The sequence below is a fragment of the Paenibacillus sp. MAEPY2 genome, from assembly GCF_000499205.1.
In the GTDB taxonomy this organism is placed as follows: Bacteria; Bacillota; Bacilli; order Paenibacillales; family Paenibacillaceae; genus Paenibacillus; species Paenibacillus vandeheii.
Window position 1 is genome coordinate 60,801 of sequence record NZ_AWUK01000009.1, and the last position, 22,102, is coordinate 82,902.

Here is a 22,102-nt window from a genome sequence, read left to right on the forward strand (position 1 = left end):
CTCGATCAATTGATTTACGTAGGTTACTTCGCAGTCAGGACTACTTAATGCTCAATGGGATCAACGCTCCACTACAGATGGGACAGGTTCCAGGTTTCTTACTTGGATGGGCTGCAAATTGCCTTCGATTTGGGCACGGTATGGCTCAAACCATTCGGGCAGCATGAGTTTCTGTCCAAGCGACTCCGCAGGCTCATCTTTCGCGAATCCAGGAGGATCGGTAGCAATTTCGAACAGGATTCCGCCAGCTTCTCTGAAATAGATTGCGTTAAAATATTGGCGGTCCCGAACCGGGGTTGGTTGATAGCCATACTGCTGCACAGCTTCTCTCCATTGTTCATGCTCTGCAAAATCTTTGGCACGCCACGCGATATGATGGACCGTACCTGCTCCACCCATACCCAGAGGCATCCGAGTGACAGGAACATCAACGACATTACCGATATCACCGTTGGATCGGAAACGTACATATTCCTCGTCCTCATCCACTTTGGTGAATCCCAGTATTTTAGCCAGCGCATCCATCGTTCTCTGCGGATTGACGCTGAACAGTACTGCACCTCCAAATCCTTTGATGGCTTTATCCGCTGGAATACCTTCATGCACCCAGGTGCTGGCTGCACCCTCCTCACGTTCAACAAGCTCAAGACGCAAGCCTTCGCTGTCTTCGAATTGCAGCAGCTCTTCGTTAAAACGATTTGTTTTGGTTACCTCAATGTTATACTGCTCCAGCCGATTCTGCCAGAAGCCAATAGTCCCAGGCGGAATCACATATGATGTAATACCAACCTGGCCGCCACCAATTTTGCCTCGGGGTGATCCCGCTGATGGAAAGAATGTAATGATAGTGCCCGGACTGCCGTTCTCATCCCCAAAGTACAGATGGTACACGTCTGGTGCATCGAAGTTGATCGTTTTTTTCACAAGACGAAGACCCAGAACTCCAGCATAAAAGTCGACATTAGCCTGCGGATCGCCCGCGAAAGCTGTAATATGGTGAATACCTGCTGTTTGAATTGTCATTATCATTTCCTCCTTGGTTTAACGAACATTTTGAATGGGTATGGTTATTTGATGATAGTCTGATAGGCGCATTATTTATATTTATGGTCATTTATATTATCTTTAAATTAAGATATCAGATCGAACTGAGTCAGTTATTATTTTGTTGGGTTTGTTTCTGTTTCAGTTTATCCGGAGTAACGTCGTCGCCGTTCGGATCATAGATGGTTGCATTCAGCAGAATCTCATTGATCGAACCACGAAAGGTTTGCAGATACTCCTGACGCAGACGAGTTTGTTCCACTTTCTCCATTTCCGTTAATCCTGCACCTTTGGCTCTTCTTGAAAGTTCATTAATTCTGGTCAATGTTGGGATCATCATCTGGATCTCTCCTCCTAAAGTGAATTTAAGATATTTGTAATCGGTTAGTCTTGGATGTAATTTATATTCAAATTAAATATCTTAATTTAAAGATAAATGATTTGCGATGAATTGTCAACTGTTTTATCCCGTTTAAAATAGAATGAAAAAAAGGGCCTACTCCACAGTATGCACCTTGCATCTTTGAGTAAGCCCTTCTTATATTTAGATGTATTAACCCAACTTCTGACCACAGTTTGGACAGAAATTGGCTCCTTCATTCTTTGCGCCACAGTTCGGACAGAAGTTCGGCTTTTTGTTATCCCCGGACGAAGATGGTGCACCTGCATCGCTATTTTGATTTGCCGTAGACTTTTGATCCGAATTCTGATTCTGAGATGGGTTAGCATTATTGTTTTGATTTTGATTCATGTTCTTCATCATTTCATTCGCCATGTTCATGCCCATCATCATGCCCGCCATATCCGAAGCAGCGCCGCCGCCCTTAACTTTACCGGATGAGATGCCGTCAGTCATGCTAACCTGCTGATACTTTTGCAAATTACCGATCATTTCATGTGAAGCCGTCTTCGTAATCATATCTTGGATTTCCTGCGGATAATTGAAGCTCATCACTTGGAAGCCTGTGATTCCGATCCCGATATCCATCATTTGCATATCCAGATCTTCCTGAATACCTTTGGCAATATCCGAGGCGTTCGCTTGAAGATTGAACATGTCCTTGCCCTCACGGCTAATCCACTTCATCAGCAGCTGATCCAGCACAGACGTTATCCGGATTTTGACATCCTCGACCAGATAACTTTGCTTAATTCCCGCGATTTTATCGATCAATGTGACATAGTCACTCACTTTAAAATTAAACGTACCATTCGCACGAATCGGCATCCCGCCTGGAAGTTGAGGAGTCGGAATCAATACCGGACTTTGTGTACCCCACCGAACCGTAAACTCCTTCGTATTTACAAACAGCACTTCGACCCGCATGCCACTGTTGAATCCGAACTTGAATCCTTTTAAGGTAGACAGAAACGGAATGATCTCGGAATCGATATTAAACGACCCTTCGTCCTCGAAAATCCCTTCTACTTTGCCGTTATTCAGGAAAATCGCATCCTGCCCCGAACGAATAATCAGTTTACTTCCCTTCTTGATCTCCCGGTTACTCCACTTCCAGAAAATCATATCATCTCTAAACTCTTCCCATTCCACCACATTCGAAAATTGATTTTTGAAAAATCCCATACACGTTCCCATCCCTTCTATAGTAAGCATTTTGCATCATCATGATATAATCTAAATTGTTGTTTTTCCGCTAGAAAGATCCTCTACTACCACTGTGCGAATGACCGCCTCGGCTAGTACCTCCGCCGCCTCCGCCGCCACCATTATTGTTGTTCTTCTCAATTTTGCGTTTGGTTACGGTAGTACGAATATACCGATCCTGACGATCGATTACGCTTGAAGTACTTGAATCCTCGTAGGTCGCTCGGTTCACTGTCACACGTCCGCCAGAACGGTAAGTCATAATCCCAACAACAACGCCTCCGATCACTACAGATACTCCTAATTGAAACCAGCCGTTAAATAAAATATTGTTCGGATTCACACCAGGTTCATACCCCATATATTCGTAGGAAAGTTTAATATACTTCTCAAAAGCGAGCTTGTAATCCCCATTCGATAATTCTGGGGTAATCTTGCTTCGTATTGATTGCAGCCGACCATTGTCCAAATAATCTTCGGCTTTATAGAATCCTGCTAAATATACTTCCCGATTATTCATGTCCATCGTCAGAATGACCGCGTTCCCGTGTGCTTTATCGTAACCAAGAGCATGCTCATCATAGAAATCCTCGGTAAGCAGCTGTACATCCTGATTCTCCGTATTATTCGTTGTCAGAATAACAAAGTCCGTCTGCCTTTCGGCTCCATACTCATTCGCCAGTGCATTCAGTTCACTTTTCTCCTGCTCATTCAACAGATTAGCTTCATCGTATATCAGGTTTTTGCTGTCGGCTGCCGATGCCACTGACATTGGAATCAATGGAGAAACGAGAGTAATCATCAATAAAATGAGCGTCGCCATCCATGCCAGATGTTTTCTTTTGCTCACAGGAATCCACCTCCCATCATCCAGGAGACCAGTTTCAATGACAATAAAGAAACGGCTGAAATTCCTGCGAACCATCCGACAACTTTAGCTTTACTAATGGGCGGTTTTCCCACCACTTTACCTGTCTGACCATTCATGGCGAAAGTATACTGCGAACGGTTGTAGTCATAGTAAACCATCCATACCGGGAGCAGCACATAGTCTGCATTCTTTAACGTGGTATCAATCTGTTTGTCCGTGTAGCTGACACTGCTATAGCCCGAAACCGTTGAAGCAATATACGAATCGATATAAGAGCTCGTTTTTTCCTTGGCACGCGGGTATAGTTCCTCATCGGTATAACTATATTTTTCAGCAATATACCCGGCGAGATACGGGGTTTTGAAAAGCTTTAACTGGTTATACGGAAAAGGTTCCAGCTTATCCATCAGTTCATCCTTCATTTTTTCCGAAGCATCAATGGGCAGATTCACATAATTAAGCCGGATTCTCCGGTAAATATCGAAATGCTGCGTTTCCGTGTAATGGTAGTCACCCTGCGTGTAAGTCCTGATTTTTGTGCCACGGCCATGAACTTCGATTTTGTTATGTAACTCATATAACCAGAAAGGCACGTATATCCCGGTAATGCTCTTGACCCGGTCAGCCGTCATGAATCCGCTAGGTGTTAGCAAGCCGTTTCTGCACCACTTTTTGAACGCCTGCTTGGCTTCATCCTTACTGATTGAAAAGGGTATGACCATGGCCGGTGCCAGATCTCCCGTCAGTCGATCACTCAGAACCACGGCAGCACCACAGAAGCTGCATGTCGTAGCACTTGTCTCCGGCTCAGTCACAATATCCGCGCCGCAGCTGTTACAGTGATACTCCTTGACCTCATTCTCCGTGAACACTTGTTTCTTCAACGGATCGGGGAGCTGTTCGATATTATCCTGTCGTCCGCAGCTGGGGCAGGATAATGCTCCAGTTGCACTATCAAAAAGCATTCCACTGCCGCAGTTGGGACATTTGTATTCGATTACCGGCATTTGCTCACCTCAATGTTTAACGAAATGTATGACATTATATATATATCGTTATTTATCTTCCAATTTCTTCTGTATTGCTGCAAGCTCTTCCTCTGGACTCGGCGTCACCTGTCCATTATTACCCGCTTTGGCATTCATTTGTTGCTCCAACTGCGCAATTAACACATCCAGATCATCTTCTTGTGCCCCAGCACGCAGTTCAGCCAAAGCCTCAGCTTCGTTAAGCGCCTGATTCGCTTTGTCTTCCATAGCCTTCAAAGCAGCGCTCGCATTGGAAGCCGAGGCGTTCCGTTCATTGGCCTGTTGTTGCGCTTGGGCAGCCGCCATCCTGCCCTTCAGCTCCGCATGCCGTGATTCCAATTGCCCCATATCCGCAACCAGCTTCTCATGCATATGGTTCATCATTTTGGCTTTGGCAGAAGCCCGGTCATAGGCAGCTTGTAATTCATTCCGTTTCTCAGCCTGCTCTGCCTTCTTTTCGAGAAAACTACGTGCTTTGTCTTCATCACCCGACTCCGCAGATTTCTCTGCATATCGCTGTAATTTCTTAATCTCTGCGGTGCACTCGTCCAAAGCCCTCTTCGCCCTGCTCTCATCCGAGAGAACCGCAGCCGTCTCAGCCTTCACCTGACCCAGATCACTGCTCAAGCTCCGCATATATTCATTCACGGTCTTCTCCGGATCTTGCGCACGAGCCAGCACATGGTTGACATTCGCTTTCATTACGTCCCTAAACCTCGATAAGATTCCCACAACAAGTTCCTCCTTCGATCAGTTCATATGTACTATAATACATGAATATGTGGTTGAAGGTTTCATTTAGTGCTGCCTTTACAAATCCGAACGAACAGAGCTTCCCGGGAACCAGGGATGCCATTCCTCTGCAAGTTGGCTATAATAAGGAAAGTCCTCTGGTCTGATGTACCAGAAGGAACATGAATGATTTTTATAAAAGGCAGGAAAATTATGCGTACACGAGTTCATATTATCGCTCCTTACGAATCCATGACTACTATTATAGAAGAATGCATTCCACTATTTCCCCAGTTAGCCATACAATATGAGGTGGGCGACCTGATGAAGGGCGCCGAATTGGCGGCCCAGGCTGAACGAAACGGGGCGGAGATTATGATTAGCCGCGGGGGAACAGCTCAGCTAATCAAGGAAGCCGTGACCATTCCCGTCATTGATGTGCAGCTGTCCGGTTATGACATGATTCGTTCATTGACGCTGGCAAGCCAGTTCAACGGCCAAACGGCTATCGTCGGCTTTGCCAATATTACTTCAGGTGCACAGTCCATTATCGATCTAATGGAACTGCCTTTAAAGGTATATACCATACACAGCTCGGAGGAAGTGGCAAGGCTGCTGCTGGAGCTGAAGGCGTCAGGATACCGTCAGATTGTTGGCGATGTCATCACCGTGAATACAGCCAAAACCTATGGAATGGAAGGTCTATTGATCCAATCCGGCAAGGAATCGATCCTTAGAGCCCTTGAAGATGCACAGTTAATATATCGTTATTTGAGCAAAAATCATGCGGTATCGATCATCTTGAATAACCTGGTTACCAAGGAGCATCCAAATCTCATTATTTTGGACGACCAGAACGAGGTTGTATTCGAGAACCTGACTGATTTTGAGCAGAATCCGCTGACCGATAATCACATTTATCTTACTAATACCAACCTGGATTTCCACCAGTCCCAAGTTCAAAATGTGTTCATCGTGGATGATTACCAACTTACGGTGACGGCCTATGAAACGACGTTAAGTAACAAAAGCTATAAAGTCTACTCCCTTGAAAAAGGACAACCTTATGCATTTGCACAATTTGGCATAACGGCGTATACCGATATATCCATGGAACCGATTGTTGCCGAATCCCCTGCGATGCAGGCGGTATTGAAGAACATCCGGGCCCTTTACGAGAATCATGAACCCATTTATCTGCTAGGCGAAGCGGATTCGGGCAAGTCTTTTCTGATAAAACATATTCATCAGATGTACTCCAGCGGTGGGATGATGCTTCAAATCGATCTTGCCCAGGTTCCTCCCGGTCATTTGCACAAAATCCCACTTTCCAAAGTCCGCAACGTGGAGATAAATCATTTGGAAAATGGCCCATCGGAAGAGGAACTGACCTCATTCATTCAGGCTTGTTTACAGAGGCAGATCGGGGTATTCATCCTGGGGGAACAGGGATTGAATTCAAACAGAAAACTGGACGTCGAGCTGAATACAATCATTATGCCAAGCCTTGTGGACAGGCAAGAGGATCTCGCTCCACTAATCCAGCATTTCCTCAGCGATTACTACCAGAAGTATGGGACAGTTGCGGTGAAGATGAAAGAGGACGCATTGCAACTAATCAGAGATCAAGTCCCGCATATGACAGTGAACCAGTTAAGGCATCTAATCAAACAGGCTGCACTGAATGAACAGGATTACGTGATCTCAGCCGAGACCTTGTCACATCTGCTTGGTGAACAACCCTCATCGAATACGATGAAGCTAAGTGGTACGTTGAAAGAAATCGAAAAAGAGATTATTCAATTCGTTCTGCATGAGGAAAACAATAATCAATCCAAGGCGGCCGACCGCTTGGGGATTAACCGTGCCACGTTATGGCGTAAACTTAAAGAATAACTTTAGGTTTACGCTTTTTTTACGATTATGTGTGTTGCATTATTAAACACTTTAATAATTAATTTAAATTTACAATAATTAAGTGTTGCTAAAATAAACAATATGGGATAACATAATCCCTGCAAACGCTTTATAAAAACGATTACTTCATAAGGAGCCATTACTATGAACATTAAAGCAACATTAGATCGTATTCCTGGCGGTATGATGGTTGTTCCCCTGTTGCTCGGCGCAACTATTAACACATTCTTTCCGAATGCTTTGCGAATCGGGGGTTTTACGGAAGCCCTGTTCGTAAACAGTTCAAGCACGTTGATCGCCCTGTTCCTGTTGATTGCTGGTACGCAAATCACGTTCAAGACGGCAGGTTCTTCGGTTGGTAAAGGCGTTACATTGCTTGTGTTCAAGTGGGCAGTTGGTGCAATATTAGGTTTGATCGCCATATTCTTTGCGGACTCCAATGGATTATTCCTTGGTTTGGCACCGCTTGCAATTATCGCCGCCATGACGAATTCCAATGGTGGATTGTACATCGCATTGGCTGGACAATACGGCAAAGAAGATGACAAGGCGGCTTATCCTTTCCTCGCGCTCAGCGACGGACCGTTCCTCACCATGGTTGCTCTTTCCATTTTCGGTGCGATGGGCTTTGCCAACGGCATGTTCTCCCCGATGTCCTTTGTAGCTGTACTGCTTCCGCTTATCGTCGGCGTTATTATCGGTAATCTGGATCGAAACTTGGCTGAATGGCTGCATAAAGGCAGTGACAAGCTCGTTCCTTTCTTCGCCTTTTCACTGGGTATGGGAATTAACTTCTCGTCGATCATTCAAGGCGGACTCAGCGGTATCTTGTTGGGTGTGCTGACTGTACTGATCACTGGTGGCGTTGGATTCCTGCTGTTCAGAGCTATTGGCTGGAACCCGATTGTTGGTGCTTCTGAAGGTTCCACAGCCGGTAACGCTGTAGGTACGCCTGCTGCCATCGTGGCTGCAAACGCTTCTTTTGCCCCGATTGCCGAGATTGCTACGGTACAGATTGCTGCAAGTGTTGTGACGACTGCCATCCTGCTTCCGATATTTATCGGATTCCTCTCCAAAAGGCTTGAGAAGTCAGGCGGCGTCGAGAAATACAATCAAAGACCGTCCACATAAATGCATTAAACGTAGCTGACCGGACTTATATTTAATTTTGCTTTCCAAGGAGGGATGACTGCATGAAATTAGCCATTATTGCAGATGATTTGACCGGCGCCAATGACAGCGGGGTGCAGCTTGCCCGTCATGGATTAAAGACAAGCGTACTTTTCAACATGGACGAAGATAACATTCGTCATTACGATGCGGTCGTGTTTGATACCGATAGCCGTTCCATCACACCGGAGGATGCGTATCAGCGGGTACGCCAAGCAGCCGAACTGCTGTTGAGGAACGGATTTAACACCATTTTCAAAAAAATGGATTCGACCATGCGCGGAAACATCGGGATCGAGATTGACGCTTTGTACGATGTGGTCAAGCCCGATTTTATGATGATCGCCCCGGGCTATCCCAAGAACAATCGCACCATTCTTAACGGCACGCATTATCTGAACGGTGTTCCACTGGCTGATACCGAAATTGCGAATGATCCGAAGACACCTGTGACCTTATCGTATCTTCCGGATCTGCTCAAGCTCCAGACCAAGTATGAAGTGGGCGAGATTAAGGTGAGTGATCTTGAAGCGGGTACAGATCATGTGAAGACGCAGTTGGAAACCTTTAAGGCAAACGACATTCCCTATATCCTCGTCGACTCGACAGACGAGCAGCATTTGGAGCAGGTTCTGAGTATCACCAATGAGTTGAATTATTCTTTTGCCTGGGCAGGATCAGCGGGAATTGCCAACTACCTTCCCACTCATTACGGCTTGGGAGCCCAGTCCACGGAATTGACCATTCCGGCGAACCCAGGCCCAATACTCACCGTTGTAGGGAGTGTGAACAAAAACTCCCGTGAGCAGCTCAAGCAATTGCTACAAAAAACCAACATATCAGCAATCGCTTTTCATTCCTTCAAAGCCGTATCGGGTTCAGCAGATCGTGAACAAGAAATCGATCGTGTGTATGATGAAGTGAAGGCCAAAGCCGTTGAAGGCAATGATGTTGTCCTCTATTCAACCGCGGAACAGGTCGATATTGAACTGGCACGCGCTACGGGTGAAGTCAGAGGGCTTAATCACACCGAGGTCAGCAATGAAATTGTACGGGCCATAGGTGAGATCTGTGCCAAGCTGTTGGAGAATGGGTATTTCAAAGGTGTATCCATGACCGGCGGAGATACGGCTAAACAAATCTGTATGAAGTGGAATATCAGCGGTTTCGAACTACTCGATGAGCTTGAAATTGGTGTACCGATATCTAAATTTATTGGAATTGACGATCTGCACGTAATTACCAAAGCGGGCGGATTCGGCAAGCCCGACGTCTTCATCCATGCGATTGAAAAATTAAAAGGAGGAGTTACCGTATGAAACCAACCGTTGGAATTACAATGGGCGATGCAGCAGGCATTGGACCCGAGATCATTATGAAAGCATTGGGCCATCAGGAGGTCTACAACAACTGCAATCCACTCGTCATTGGCGATGCGAAAATATTGGAGCGTGTCCTTCCTGTCATCGGATCGAGTCTGAAGGTCAATGCCATTCATGAGCCATCCGAAGCCAAGTATGCATTCGGTACTGTGGACGTCATTGATCTGGATCTCATTCCTGCAGATCTGGAATATGGAAAAGTATCTGCCGTTGCGGGAGATGCAGCATTTCAGTTCCTGGCGAAAGCCATTGATCTGGCCAAAAAACAGCAAATCCACTCCATCTGCACGGCGCCTCTGAACAAGGAAGCCCTGCATCTGGGTGGGCACTTGTATCCAGGTCACACCGAAATTTTGGCTGATCTGACCGATACCGAGGATTTCTCCATGATGCTGACTACACCCAATCTGCGAGTGATTCACCTTACGACGCATATGGGTCTGATTGACGCCATCGCAAGCATCAACCCGGAAAGAACATACACTGTGGTTAAACTGGCTCATGATACTTTGAAAAAAGCCGGCTTCGAGAATCCGCGTGTTGCAGTATGCGGTATTAACCCGCATGCAGGCGAGAACGGACTGTTCGGTAATGGTGAAGAAGAAGAAAAACTGCAGCCCGGTATCGAACGTGCGCAAAAGGAAGGCATTAACGTGGTTGGTCCACTTCCGGCGGACACGTTATTCTTCCGCGCTGGCCGTGGCGATTTCGATATCGTTGTTGCTTGTTATCACGATCAGGGCCATGCCCCAATCAAAGTCATGGGTATTGAAGAAGGTGTGAACATTACAGTGGGTCTCAAAGGCGGCATTATCCGTACTTCTGTAGACCATGGAACAGCTTTTGACATCGCAGGCAAAAACATCGCTGATGATAAAAGTATGCTGGCCGCCATCCGTTCCGCCATTGAGCTTGCACCAAAAACGCAAGTTTAAAGAAACAAAAAGAGCTATGTTAGAGTTACGACCGTTTCCCCTGCTTCTATCGGGGGAACGGTCGTTTTGTGTATAAGTCGCGGTAAGTGAAATTGAACGCCTATGTTACTTCGCAGACGACGACCATTCAGCAATGGATGATGCAACTTCTGGAGGAACAGCGGCAAACGTCTGTATCCTCATCAACCTACGATATAGGGGTATACCAAAACAACAGTCTTCGCCCTATCTATCGTACCAATAGCCGGGAATGCCTCGTTCCAGACGCATCAGCGCCTCAAGATAAAAATAATCGCCCCAGACCGTGTAATCATCAGGTGAATCTCCACCTCTTACGGAGTAGGAACCATGCTTCAGCAGACCCTCCGCAGTATCCGAGCCCTGCGTGGAATAATGATTAATTAAGGATTTCATGGACGATTCCGCTGCATTCCGAAAAGCCTCCCGCTCAGGATCAGCTTCATCAAGCTGCCCGGCAATTTCCAACAGACCGCAGGCAACAATGGCCGATGCAGAGCTGTCCCTTTTCGTATTAGGCGTCTGCGGGGCATCAAAATCCCAGTACGCAACTTCATCCTCAGGAAGATGGGCAATAAAATAACGGGCGAGACGCTTCGCTGTCTCCAGCATCTCGGCGCTTTGCAGATAGCGGCTGCACAGTGCAAAACCGTATATCCCCCATGCCTGCCCGCGTGTCCAGGTAGAGCCGTCATGGTAGCCCTGATGCGTACCGCCTCGAATAGCCTCTCCGGTAGCCTGATCAAAATAAAAGGTATGATAGCTTGAGTCGTCCCCACGAACGAGGAAACGGCGGCTTTTCAACGCATGCAGCTCGGCAACGCGGCGATACTCCTCATTATTCGTCTGCTCATACGCCCAGAACAGCAGCGGAAGATTGAGCAGGCAATCGATAATAATTCGCCCTCCGTTATTCACATCGCCTTTGCGTCCCCAGGCCTGGATCAGTCCTGCATCCTCACGCCAGCGTTTCATCAGCATATCCGCAGCTTCCAGCGTGAGTTTCCTTGCGGCGGCGTCATGCTCCACAATCCATTGTGCCTTAGATGACAAGGAATAGAGGAAGCCAATATCATGATGATCAAATATGATTTTCTGTTCCATTCGCCGACGGAAGTTATCGACGCTATTTACGGCTGCCTCATGAAACCTCGGGTCCTGAGTATACTCCGTGCTTAACCACAGAATGCCCGACCAGAATCCTGCCGTCCACTCCGTATTATCGTTAAGCACATAATGGTCATCCCCGTTACTAACATGGGGAAATCGTCCCTCGAATCGATCTATGTTGCGCCGGGTGACATTCAATGCATCTTCAATAGCTTTTTTCCACATGGAACCGTTCCTCCTCTAGGCAAATCATATTCTTCAATTCTCTTGCTGGACAAGTCTGCTATTTTGCTTATACTGGCCGGGTGTAATTCCCTCATATTTCTTAAATACACGAATGAACGAATTGCTGTTCAGGAAACCCACTCGCTCGGATACGTCCTGGATCGTCAGTTCCTCTGCCTGTAAAATTTTCTTGGATTGCTCAATTCGATAATGGTTGATGTAATCAATCACGTTGACTCCTGTCTGTTCCTTAAAGTACTTGGAGACATAGGTTGGATGGAAACGAAACCGCTCTGATAAATGGGTCAAACCCAAATTGACATCCGCATAACTCTCATGGATAAATTCCAATAGTTGATCCTTCAATTCCTCACTGCGGGACCGCTTGCGCTCATGCACTGTCTGGCATACCGTCTCCAGTATCCGAAGCAATTCGACCTCAATCTCCTCAAAGGTCTCACATGCATACAATTGCCGGATCAGATCGTTGCGCTGCGTCATCTCGTTCTGGTCGTCCGTCTTGATCTGTTCGGTAGCTTTCAGAAAGGTACCAATTAACTCAAACATCAGACAGCGAGCCAGTTCAACCGACAAGGGCTCTCCTGCAAAATTGGTCATGAGAATTTCGTTCATCACTTCCGTGGAACGGGCATAATTCCCTGTAGCGATATAATTGATGAGCTGTCTCTCCAGATCAAGAGGGTAATACAGCTCCTCCTTGGGCCGACGAATCCGGTTCGGATCTATAATCTGACCGATCCCCAGAATCAGCCTGTATTCCAGCGCTTCTTCCGATTCCCGGAAACAATCCGCGATCTCCGCCATACGGTGATGAACATGGCTGACGCCAACAGAGAAGTACACACAGAATCGGGAGCCAATGAAACGCTGGGCTTCTTCGACAGCATGAATTAACCGATGACTGGTATCCTCCGTATCCTCCTCACACTCCCGAATATTAATCAGGAACGCGATTCTTCCATCAATGTCGACAGAGTATACGTGACCGATCGAGCCAATCATCTCCTCCAGCACATTGGTCAGGATTAGGTGCACAAATTGATGCTTCTCCTCCCGGTCCTGCTCACGAACTCTGGAACGGAACAGTCCTTCAACATCCTCAATGTGCAGGAGCAATACGGCAAATGAATTTGTCTCGAACCGAATGCCAGAGCGTTCCAGGGTCGAAGCAAAATCCACACCTACTTGTACCCTTCCCTTCATCAACTTGGAGAGCAGACTGCTCCGTATAACGCTTTGCTGATCCTTAAGCCTGTTCGCAAATTGATCCTGTTCTTCCCAAGCTTGGATCAGGACAGACTGCAAGATGCCATATTCATTATCTGGCTGCTCCAGTTTCCATTTGACCTTATCCGAGATAATGTTCATGATCCGTCCCAGCGGACGGTAATTCCGTCTGGTGAACCACCAGGCTGCCACCCCGCCAAGGATAAGTCCTGCGGCAACGCCTCCAAGCGTAATATCGCGGATGACCGTCAGCTTCTTGGCATAGATTCGGGTAGGTATGATGGATACATACTTCCAGTCCTGAATCTTGGAAGAAATCTGCGATATGGTCACCGATTCTCCGTTCCAATCGATAGTTTCCGTTCTTTTCTCAGCATCCTTGAAAAGGTTAAGATCCTCCCCCTTTATGTAAGGGGTTTCAAGTGATCCGGTAGAAAATAACGTTTGACCGTTGTGGTCCAGAATGAACACGGTGCTCTCTTTTTCCAAACGTACATTATCAATAGCTTGCTGGAATCGATTGGAGTCCAGGTTAACGACGAAGGTCGCAGGGCTGCCAGCGCCATTCTGAATCGGAAACGGCTGAATATAGACCAGCGTGTCCTCAATCCGTCGGTCCTCACTCCGAACCTCCATCTTTCGGTACATGCTCTTGCTGGAATCATGCATAAGCTGGGTCCACGCTTCCTCGGATACATTCGTGCCCTGATAGAATATGTCATATAGATACTTTTTTTGAATAAGTGAAGAAGAGGATAACGCGATATCGGACTGTTTGATATAAATATATAGTTCACTAATCAAGCCGTTTCCGACGCGTGTGGATTTCAGGTTTTTGATCAGATCAATCCCCATGAACCTCCAGCGGGCATCCTGTTCAGACGCGTGATTAATGAAGCTCATGAGTTGGGAGTCTGCCATTAATTGATTGCTGATGCTGCCAATATCGCCAATCTGGTTATCAATGGTTTCCTGCACCTGAGACAACAGCACCATGTTGGAACGATTAACTTCTTCCTCTAGCAGCATGCGAGATTCGGCAAAAACAGCAGCACCGATCACAATGGGAATGAGCAGAATGACCATGTAAGAAATGCCCCAGGACAACAGGATGCTTTTCCTCTTCATGCGTCTCCTCCTCACACTGTGTTATTGGGTATGGCATGGCCTAAAGCAACTCTATTCTTTGATTGCTCCGATCATAACACCTTTAACAAAGTATTTCTGCAGAAATGGATAGATGAACAATATAGGCAGGGTGGCTACCATGACCGTTGCGTATTTTACACTTTCCCCGATAGCCTCTTTGTCCATAGCGGTGGCTCCTGTCGTCATCGAATCCGTACTGTTCTGAATCAGAATTTCCCGCAGCACCAGTTGAAGTGGGAACAGGTTCCGGTCCCGAATGTACAGGATCGCGCTAAACCAGGAATTCCAGTGACCGACGCCGTAAAAGAGAATCATCACCGCAATGACGGGCATCGACAATGGTACGACGATCCGCCAAAGAACAAGCATCTCCCCTGCCCCGTCTATACGGGCTGACTCTAGCAGACTTTCCGAGATTTCTGCAAAGGAGGTCCGCATAATAATCAGATTATAGCTGCTGATCAAACCAGGTATAATCAGAGCCCACAGGCTGTTCCCCATATGGAGCGTGTTATTAATCAACAGGTAGGACGGGATGATTCCGCCGTTAAAAAACATTGTAAATACAATCGCCAGCATGATCGGATTGCGGAGCATGAAGCTTTTGCGGGACAACGTATACGCCCCCAGAATGGTAAACAGCAGATTCAGCGCCGTGCCCACCACCACAATAAATATCGTGTTCCGGTATCCGGACAGAATGTTAGGGTTGCTCAGTACCAGCTTGTAGCTGTCCATCGTAATGCCTTTGGGAAAAAGCAGCAGACCTCTATGGGCCATGAGCTGACTTGAGTCGCTAAGCGACGCATTTAACACATGCAGCAGTGGATACAAGGTTAGGATAATCAGCCCTGTCATCAACATTGCGTTCGCACCACCAAACAGCCGCTCTCCAATGGATCTTTTCATTCGCAAAGAAATCCCTCCCTTCACCTCGTTCTTGGCTAGAACAGCTTGGTATTGGATATCACCTTGGACAGGCGATTGGCACCGATTAGCAGCGTAAAGTTAATGACCGACTGGAAGAGACCCACCGCGGTCGTATAGCTGAATTCGGCACTTTCACTTATCCCTTTGCGATAAACAAATGTCGAGATTACATCTGCCGTATCATACACATTCGGATTATAGAGCAGAATAATTTTCTCGAACCCAATCTCCATCAGTCCACCAATGCGGAGAATGAGGAGAATCATAATCATCGGAATGATGCCGGGAAGCGTGATATGCCACACCTGGCGAAGCCGACTCGCTCCGTCCACGTTGGCAGCATCATAGAGCTCGGGGTTAATGCCACTAAGTGCAGCCAAATAAATGATGCTGGAGAAGCCAAGCTCCTGCCAGATCGATGAGGCGGTATATATGGTACGAAAATTAGCCGGATCGCTGAGAAGTGCGCTGCTCTGACCGCCAAAATAACCAATAATGGTATTAAACAGTCCATCCCGGGATGAGAAATCAACAATCATACCGCAGATGACGACAATGGAAATAAAGTGAGGAATGTATGAAATCGTCTGCACCGTGCGTTTAAAAATTTCATGCCTGAGCTCATTAAGTAGAAGAGCAAGAAGAATGGGAGCCGGGAAACCGAACAACAGCTGATAAAAACTTAGCAAAAGAGTATTCTTCAGAATTCTCCAGAAATAATAGCTCTGGAAGAAATCCCGAAAATGCTGAAATCCGACCCAATCACTGCCCCATATGCCTTTGCCCACCGAGTAGTCCTTGAACGCAATGATGGCCCCGTACATCGGCAGGTATTTGAAGACCAGAAAATATAAAACGACGGGAAGAGCCATCCAATAGATGGCTTTATTCTTTTTGTAATTAAGCCATAACAAGGAAAGCTTGTGCGACACCTTCTCCATCCCCTTCCTTTTTCATTCAAAAGAGGGCGTCCACGGCGGTAAAGCCGTAAAAAAGGCTTCACCACCCATGAACATCTCTTCCTTATCTGGCGTTATACCGGTCCAGGGCCGCTTGCTGAATTTCAATAGCCCGTTTCACGTTAAACTTGTTGATCTGATCGACAAACTTGTCAAAGTTCTCAATCGACTCAACCCCAATGACGAATTTGACGAACATCTCATCCCGATAGGTTCCAATATCACTCATGATTTTGCTGTACTCCGTAGATTCTTCTGTCGTCAGACTGGTAGGAGGAAGGCCTACCTTCAGCGTATTCTCGCTGTATTTGGAGAACAGAACCGCCGCATCCTTCTGCTGCTGGAGCTGATAATACTGCTCATTGTACCGATCGTCATCCTCCCCAACGAAGGGGTAGTTCGCAATAAAATGTTTGGCCATGGCTTGAGCAACCGACAGACCGTCCGGATTTTTCAAAATCTCATCGGTATACGTCGGGTAACCGTCCTTCATCGTATAGGTGAGGCCCTCCACACCGAAATTTTTCAGCATATGTCCTTCTTCACTGAAGAAATAATCGAGTGCTTTGACCGTTTCTTCCGGGTGTTTGTTGCTATTGGTGATCACAACGCCGCTACTGCTCCACTCCCAGGAACGTCCGGTAAACATTGGCTCATCCCCTTTGTTCAGCACCGGATATTGCACGGCTGTCAGATTGGCGTTCGGATCCGTTTCCTGCAGAGCGGGCAGGTAGCGGCCTACACCTCCACCGATAAAGGTGAAAAACGCACCAGCTTGACTGCTCAAAATTTTGGCGTCGTATGTTTTCTGGTCATTGGTAGCAAAATCGGGATCAATCAATCCCTCCTGATACCAGCGATGGAACATCGTTAGAAATTCCTTATATTCCGGCTCGATTGGTCCATAGACCACCTTACCATCTTTCATGAATGTATTATTAGTGATGCCATAAGCCTCCAGATACGTCGGTGCGGCTGGTCCCATCGTGGTCATTTTGGGTGGTGCACCAAACAACAGGGGCGCTGCTACGCCTTTTTTCTCCTTGAAGGCCTTGAGTATCGTCTCCCACTCCTCAATCGTTTCCGGTTTCTCCAGCTTCAGTTCATCCAGCCAATCCTGACGGATGAACGTACCGCCGAAGGTTTTGTATTCCCCCAGACGCAGATGCGGTATCGCATAGATATCTCCGTTATCGGCTTTTAACTGTTTGGCAACTTCGGGATTCTCCTCCAGGATCTTTTTCAAATTGGGAGCGTATTCATCAATGAGATCATTAAGCCGGATAATGGTGCCATCATTAAACAGTTTGGCGTAATCACCATACACAAACATGGCATCAGGCAGCTGATTCGAGGCAATCATGACGTTGAACTGTTCGGTCTCGGCACCCACCGCGGGATGCTGGAATTCAATTTTGGTATTGGTTTTCTTTTCCCATTCCTTGATCGCCGTAATTTCATTCATGCTCTTGAGTGTGATGGACGCGTTCGTATTCATCGACATCCAGATTGATATGGGTGTAGGCCCATCTCCTTCTGCTTCACCTGCACTTCCGTTGTCTCCCGAGCAGCCTGCAAGAGCAGTAATACTCATCATCAGGCAGATTCCAATTGCCAGTTGTTTTCTCCATGACCGTTTCATCGCTTCACGTCCCCCCATTGAATTCGTATCGTTGATAAGCAGCCCTGTCATCGCTCCCCATAAAGTTACCGCTTGCCCGTCACAATGGCTATCCTCCATTCTTGCCGACATATCCAAAATTTGATATTCCCTTGTGCAGCGCAGGATTTGCACATGAATGCAAGAGATCAAGATCATATTTCCAGATTGAATGGTAAGCAACAAAGGAGATCGATCAAGCCCGTTTCCAAAATCATAAGGTGTTTGACCAGTCGCTGCCACATATATGGAATAAACTAATATCACTTCTTACTTGAACGTGTTCGATTTTTTCATAAGGAGTGTCCAACAACGTGAAGGAGGAAACAGGAATGGCGATCCGCTACAGCGTCATTATCCCAACCTATAATCGGGCCCATCAGTTATTGCTTACACTGGCAGCCCTCGAGACACAAACCTATCCTAAGCATCTATTTGAAGTCATCGTAGCTGATGACGGTTCCACTGATGGAACGAAAGAACAGATCCAGACATTCCAGACTTCATATCCTTTAACCTACGTATCCCAAACGGAGCAACGTGGCAGGTCAGCGATTCGGAATTTGGGGCTTCAGCATGCCAAAGGTCTGTATGTTATCTTCTGTGATGCTGACTTTCTGGCGTTACCCGAATTTATCCGAACAGTGCGTCAATATCATCGCAAAAATCCCAGAGCCGTCGTTTCGGGTTTTCCGCATTCTTTTGCCGATGCTTATACCCACTACTATCCAGACTTCTCGCCATCAGAAAAAGAACATTGCCGTTCGATCCTTACCCCTTCAAACTTATGGCGTCCTGAATTTGATGCAGCGAATGAAATTATCCCACTGGTCACACCGGAAGATATCATTCATCAGACAGATGCATTGTCCAAAGTGACTTTCCCAACCAAAATACCGCCTGCTGTCATCAAGCAATTTGCCAGCACCGATGTGGCTCCATGGATGCTGCTTGTCACTCGGTGTGTATCCATCCGCCGAAGCCTTCTGAATCGAGTTGGAGGTTTCAATGAACGGTTCGTACTCTATGGGCTTGAAGACTGGGATCTGGGCTACAGGCTGCATCGTTTGAAAGTGCCCTTCTACTGTATGAAAGAGGTCGTGGGTTATCACCAGGAACATCCCACTCATTTCCGAGGGGAAGTGCTCAATACAGAGAATCTGAAAATCATGCTCGAAACCTATGGATTCAATGATTCCGCACTCAATTTATTCTGCGTTGTACCACCATCAGCTGACCTCGAAACCTACAAAAATACGCTGCGAATCTTGCGCAGAGGCTTCCGGTCCAGAACAACACGTTCTTCCGCACGATTGTTAAAGAAAACATTACGGATTGCTGCCAAACACTTCGCGCTTCAAACAGATGTGGAAGCGTATAAAAAATCTCTCGCAAGAATACAGAGAAAAGCAAAAGGCAGAAAAAGTAGGGTGGCTCGCGTTTTACAGGATATGGCGCAGAGGTCTGAGAAATTGGTGGAGTAGTTTAGTACTTATTCTGCAAATATGAAAATTCAAAGTACTACTAGCTATTTCAATAACATCGCCCATAAACTCCTGCTCCAAGTGCATTCACCTCTTTGAATACAACAAAAAGCCCCCTATCTACATCTTTGTAGAATAGGAGGCCATATTTATTTTATACCCATTCAACTCACCGTAAGGTGAATCGAACTTTTTATGATAAACCTTTTAAAATTCTTCGTATTCACTCGGGTCCTGATTCCACAACCGTCCATCCTCACGATTATATGAAGAAATGACTTCCATCTCCTTCTCGCTCAGCTCGAAATCGAAAATATCGATATTTTCTTGCTGGTGTTGAAGAGAACCTGCTTTAGGAATCGGAATTGAACCAAGCTGGGTATGCCAGCGTAAAATAACCTGAGTAGCCGTTTTGCCATGGGCCTCGGCAATCCGAAGGATCTTTTCATCTTTTACGATATCCTGTACCGCATCATTGCCACGCCCAATGGGACTCCAAGATTCGTTCACAATACCATGCTGTGAATCCTTCTTCCGCTGATCGGCTTGGTCAAAGAATGGATGCAGCTCAATCTGATTCAAACTTGGCGCTACTCCCGTCTCCTTAATCAGGCGGTCATTATGTTCCGGAAGGAAATTGCTAACTCCGATGGAACGGATATATCCGCGTTTCTTCGCCTCAATGAGTGACTGCCACGCTTCCACATACATATCCTGCTTCGGATTCGGCCAGTGAATCAGATATAGATCATAATAATCAAGATCTGCTCTGTACAGGGATTCTTGGATAGCTACAATTGCTTTTTCAAAGGCGTGGTAACGCCCTGGCAGTTTGGATGAGATCAGCAGGTCTTCTCTGGAAACCGAGCTCTGCTTAATGGCTTTTCCGACAGTCGCCTCATTCTCATAGTTATAAGCTGTGTCAATCAGTCGGTAACCTGCATCCATCGCGGACGCTATCGATTTGACACCTTCTTCTCCTTTTAAGCTATAGGTACCAAAGCCAATGGCAGGAACTTTCAAGCCATCATTCAACGTATATTCCGGGATTGTATGATTCATCTCAAAACTCTCCTTTGCGAAAGGTATACTAAACGATATGGATAAAGTGATATGCCCTCTCGTTTATTCTACCCCTCCATACGCGGATGAATCAAATGAAAGCCACCAACCCGTTAAACGGGGTAGTGGCTTTCTCGTCTAATTTTAATAGAGGCAAGTTGCCTCTTTATTCAAGCGAAGAGATGGTCGTGGCCGATAATGACCGCTTGCCCATAAAGTTCTGAATGGCCATAGCAGCCTGCTTGTACCCGCCTGCATCGCGTAACGTTTTCCCAATAACCTCAGCATGTTCCTTGTAGGAGGCGTTGCCGAGCACCTCTAATACCGCGGTTCTCAGCACGTCGGGTGTAAGGTTATTTTTGTCCACGATGACCCCTGCTCCGAGCTCCTGCACCCGGCCTGCTACACGCGGCTGATCCGAGGTTAACGGGAGCATAACCAACGGTACATTGTAATACAAAGCTTCGCTTGTACTGTTCATGCCTGCATGTGTCAGAAAAGCATCTACGCCCTGCAAAACCTCCAATTGTGGGAGATAGGGTCTGATCATGAAATTATCAGGAATGAGATCCGCAATGGGCTCCAAATCCGTATCCTTTCCCGAAGACAATATAAACTGCACAGGCAAATCCCGAAAAGCCATAAAGCACAGCTTATAGAACTCAAGATCCTTGTTTAAAATGGTCCCCATCGAAATATATACCGCCTGTTTATAGAGGGCATGCAGAGATTCCTTTGCAAAGGCTGGTGCATCCTTACGGGGTATAATAGATGGGCCGGTGAACACATAGCTGTCATCCAGCTTGTCCCCCATGGGTTGAAAATATCGGCTGGTATAGACCAGCTTTAGTTGTCCTGGATGCCCTGAAAGTTCCGCCAGAGAAGGCACAGCCACATTGAACTGGGAAGCAGTTTGCTGGGACATTTCCATGATTCCGTTATATAGCTCCTTGACCTCCTCATCGTCATCCTTCAGTTGATTGCCTGATCCGAGAGGCTCCACAAAAACAAAGGTTGTGGTTGAGCATACCACTGGTATACCCAGCTTTTCGCCTAAAATTTGTCCTCCCCAGCCTATTAAGGAGTCAAAAATTAAATAATCATAGGTTTCATTTTCGATCAGATTCAGGACATCCGGAATAAATCGTTGAATAATTTTTTTCAAAACCATATATAAAAATTGGTAAGGGTGCTTGATTTCAAATGGCTTCATATCCGGGTTGTTGAGCAGGGTTGCCTCGTTGAAGGAGTAAGCTTTAAATTGTGCGCCTAACGCTTCAATCTTCAGCCGGTATTGTTCCGTACAACAGTAGACGACTTCATCGCCGTTCTCCACCAGTTCCTTGATTATTCCGAGCGTCGGATTGATATGCCCTTCTGCAGGCATCATTACAACTAATACACGTGCCATGAGATTCACCTCCATTAAATTTTCCAATCTTCCAAGCGGGACATTGTATTTCTGGCTTCAAGTTGATACATGTAAAATAAAATCTGGAAATCATGCCCATATGAATATACTATTAATTATTTCCATTTTTGTAAATAGTATATATGTCACTTTTTAAACAA

Annotated in this window: 18 protein-coding genes; 5 read left to right on the forward strand and 13 right to left on the reverse strand. The window is 46.4% G+C overall.

Annotation, left to right across the window (positions count from 1 at the left end):
• Positions 1-60: 60 nt before the first annotated feature.
• The 6 genes from P364_RS0107205 to P364_RS0107230 form a co-directional block, all read right to left on the reverse strand.
• Positions 61-1,023: a ring-cleaving dioxygenase gene (locus P364_RS0107205; protein WP_024629470.1), complete on the reverse strand. Its 963-nt coding sequence runs from the start codon at positions 1,021-1,023 to the stop codon at positions 61-63.
• A gap of 130 nt (positions 1,024-1,153) precedes the next feature.
• Positions 1,154-1,381 carry a DUF896 domain-containing protein gene (locus P364_RS0107210; protein WP_024629471.1) on the reverse strand — a complete coding sequence of 76 codons (228 nt, stop codon included), beginning with the start codon at positions 1,379-1,381 and terminating at the stop codon, positions 1,154-1,156.
• Positions 1,382-1,597: 216 nt separating this feature from the next.
• Positions 1,598-2,629 carry an SPFH domain-containing protein gene (locus P364_RS0107215; RefSeq protein WP_024629472.1) on the reverse strand — a complete coding sequence of 344 codons (1,032 nt, stop codon included), beginning with the start codon at positions 2,627-2,629 and terminating at the stop codon, positions 1,598-1,600.
• Between the two features lie 70 nt (positions 2,630-2,699).
• Entirely contained in the window at positions 2,700-3,452 is a 753-nt protein-coding gene (locus P364_RS0107220; RefSeq protein WP_236642151.1) for a TPM domain-containing protein, read from the reverse strand.
• A gap of 44 nt (positions 3,453-3,496) precedes the next feature.
• The gene (locus P364_RS0107225; protein ID WP_024629474.1) at positions 3,497-4,528 is read right to left on the reverse strand and encodes a TFIIB-type zinc ribbon-containing protein; all 1,032 of its coding nucleotides are present in this window, start codon (positions 4,526-4,528) and stop codon (positions 3,497-3,499) included.
• A gap of 48 nt (positions 4,529-4,576) precedes the next feature.
• Positions 4,577-5,281, reverse strand: a complete 705-nt coding sequence (locus tag P364_RS0107230; RefSeq protein ID WP_024629475.1) for a PspA/IM30 family protein — start codon at positions 5,279-5,281, stop codon at positions 4,577-4,579.
• A 186-nt stretch (positions 5,282-5,467) separates the two neighbouring features.
• Here P364_RS0107230 and P364_RS0107235 point away from each other — a divergent pair, with 186 nt between their 5' ends.
• The 4 genes from P364_RS0107235 (at position 5,468) to pdxA (ending at position 10,685) form a co-directional block, all read left to right on the forward strand.
• Entirely contained in the window at positions 5,468-7,177 is a 1,710-nt protein-coding gene (locus P364_RS0107235) for a sigma-54-dependent transcriptional regulator (RefSeq protein ID WP_236642150.1), read from the forward strand.
• A gap of 165 nt (positions 7,178-7,342) precedes the next feature.
• Entirely contained in the window at positions 7,343-8,329 is a 987-nt protein-coding gene (locus P364_RS0107240; protein WP_024629477.1) for a 2-keto-3-deoxygluconate permease, read from the forward strand.
• A gap of 62 nt (positions 8,330-8,391) precedes the next feature.
• Positions 8,392-9,687 carry a four-carbon acid sugar kinase family protein gene (locus tag P364_RS0107245; RefSeq protein ID WP_024629478.1) on the forward strand — a complete coding sequence of 432 codons (1,296 nt, stop codon included), beginning with the start codon at positions 8,392-8,394 and terminating at the stop codon, positions 9,685-9,687.
• Entirely contained in the window at positions 9,684-10,685 is a 1,002-nt protein-coding gene (gene pdxA / locus P364_RS0107250) for a 4-hydroxythreonine-4-phosphate dehydrogenase PdxA (protein WP_024629479.1), read from the forward strand. The genes P364_RS0107245 and pdxA overlap by 4 nt, the downstream gene beginning before the upstream one ends.
• A 225-nt stretch (positions 10,686-10,910) precedes the next feature.
• Here pdxA and P364_RS0107255 read toward each other — a convergent pair whose 3' ends face one another.
• The 5 genes from P364_RS0107255 to P364_RS0107275 form a co-directional block, all read right to left on the reverse strand.
• Complete coding sequence (locus P364_RS0107255; protein ID WP_024629480.1) at positions 10,911-12,038, reverse strand: glycoside hydrolase family 88 protein; 1,128 nt, start codon at positions 12,036-12,038, stop codon at positions 10,911-10,913.
• A gap of 33 nt (positions 12,039-12,071) precedes the next feature.
• On the reverse strand, positions 12,072-14,414 hold the full coding sequence (locus P364_RS0107260) for an AraC family transcriptional regulator (RefSeq protein WP_024629481.1): 2,343 nt from the start codon (positions 14,412-14,414) through the stop codon (positions 12,072-12,074).
• A 51-nt stretch (positions 14,415-14,465) separates the two neighbouring features.
• Complete coding sequence (locus tag P364_RS0107265) at positions 14,466-15,350, reverse strand: carbohydrate ABC transporter permease (RefSeq protein ID WP_024629482.1); 885 nt, start codon at positions 15,348-15,350, stop codon at positions 14,466-14,468.
• A gap of 29 nt (positions 15,351-15,379) precedes the next feature.
• Positions 15,380-16,306, reverse strand: a complete 927-nt coding sequence (locus P364_RS0107270; RefSeq protein WP_024629483.1) for an ABC transporter permease — start codon at positions 16,304-16,306, stop codon at positions 15,380-15,382.
• An 82-nt stretch (positions 16,307-16,388) separates the two neighbouring features.
• Positions 16,389-18,077 (reverse strand): extracellular solute-binding protein, encoded by a 1,689-nt coding sequence (locus P364_RS0107275; RefSeq protein WP_236642152.1) that lies wholly within the window; start codon positions 18,075-18,077, stop codon positions 16,389-16,391.
• A gap of 239 nt (positions 18,078-18,316) precedes the next feature.
• On the opposite strand from P364_RS0107275, the gene P364_RS0107280 reads away from it, so the two are divergent.
• A complete protein-coding gene (locus P364_RS0107280) occupies positions 18,317-19,468 on the forward strand; it encodes a glycosyltransferase family 2 protein (protein ID WP_024629485.1) in 1,152 nt (383 codons plus the stop codon).
• A gap of 207 nt (positions 19,469-19,675) precedes the next feature.
• Here the strand turns inward: P364_RS0107280 and P364_RS0107285 are convergent, their stop codons facing one another.
• Both P364_RS0107285 and P364_RS0107290 read right to left on the reverse strand, forming a co-directional pair.
• Positions 19,676-20,530, reverse strand: coding sequence for an aldo/keto reductase (locus tag P364_RS0107285; protein ID WP_024629486.1), 855 nt, complete (start codon positions 20,528-20,530; stop codon positions 19,676-19,678).
• 166 nt (positions 20,531-20,696) lie between these two features.
• Positions 20,697-21,941 carry a macrolide family glycosyltransferase gene (locus tag P364_RS0107290; protein ID WP_024629487.1) on the reverse strand — a complete coding sequence of 415 codons (1,245 nt, stop codon included), beginning with the start codon at positions 21,939-21,941 and terminating at the stop codon, positions 20,697-20,699.
• Between the last annotated feature and the right edge of the window lie 161 nt (positions 21,942-22,102).

Excerpts from the sequence above, each read along its gene's own strand:
- P364_RS0107225 (WP_024629474.1), bottom strand. The coding sequence starts at position 4,528 with ATGCCGGTAATCGAATACAAATGTCCCAACTGCGGCAGTGGAATGCTT.
- P364_RS0107290 (WP_024629487.1), bottom strand. The coding sequence starts at position 21,941 with ATGGCACGTGTATTAGTTGTAATGATGCCTGCAGAAGGGCATATCAAT.
- P364_RS0107205 (WP_024629470.1), bottom strand. The coding sequence starts at position 1,023 with ATGACAATTCAAACAGCAGGTATTCACCATATTACAGCTTTCGCGGGC.
- P364_RS0107275 (WP_236642152.1), bottom strand. The coding sequence starts at position 18,077 with ATGTCGGCAAGAATGGAGGATAGCCATTGTGACGGGCAAGCGGTAACT.
- P364_RS0107210 (WP_024629471.1), bottom strand. The coding sequence starts at position 1,381 with ATGATCCCAACATTGACCAGAATTAATGAACTTTCAAGAAGAGCCAAA.
- P364_RS0107215 (WP_024629472.1), bottom strand. The coding sequence starts at position 2,629 with ATGGGATTTTTCAAAAATCAATTTTCGAATGTGGTGGAATGGGAAGAG.
- pdxA (WP_024629479.1), top strand. The coding sequence starts at position 9,684 with ATGAAACCAACCGTTGGAATTACAATGGGCGATGCAGCAGGCATTGGA.
- P364_RS0107260 (WP_024629481.1), bottom strand. The coding sequence starts at position 14,414 with ATGAAGAGGAAAAGCATCCTGTTGTCCTGGGGCATTTCTTACATGGTC.
- P364_RS0107255 (WP_024629480.1), bottom strand. The coding sequence starts at position 12,038 with ATGTGGAAAAAAGCTATTGAAGATGCATTGAATGTCACCCGGCGCAAC.
- P364_RS0107220 (WP_236642151.1), bottom strand. The coding sequence starts at position 3,452 with ATGATTACTCTCGTTTCTCCATTGATTCCAATGTCAGTGGCATCGGCA.
- P364_RS0107280 (WP_024629485.1), top strand. The coding sequence starts at position 18,317 with ATGGCGATCCGCTACAGCGTCATTATCCCAACCTATAATCGGGCCCAT.
- P364_RS0107240 (WP_024629477.1), top strand. The coding sequence starts at position 7,343 with ATGAACATTAAAGCAACATTAGATCGTATTCCTGGCGGTATGATGGTT.
- P364_RS0107285 (WP_024629486.1), bottom strand. The coding sequence starts at position 20,530 with ATGAATCATACAATCCCGGAATATACGTTGAATGATGGCTTGAAAGTT.
- P364_RS0107245 (WP_024629478.1), top strand. The coding sequence starts at position 8,392 with ATGAAATTAGCCATTATTGCAGATGATTTGACCGGCGCCAATGACAGC.
- P364_RS0107270 (WP_024629483.1), bottom strand. The coding sequence starts at position 16,306 with ATGGAGAAGGTGTCGCACAAGCTTTCCTTGTTATGGCTTAATTACAAA.
- P364_RS0107235 (WP_236642150.1), top strand. The coding sequence starts at position 5,468 with ATGATTTTTATAAAAGGCAGGAAAATTATGCGTACACGAGTTCATATT.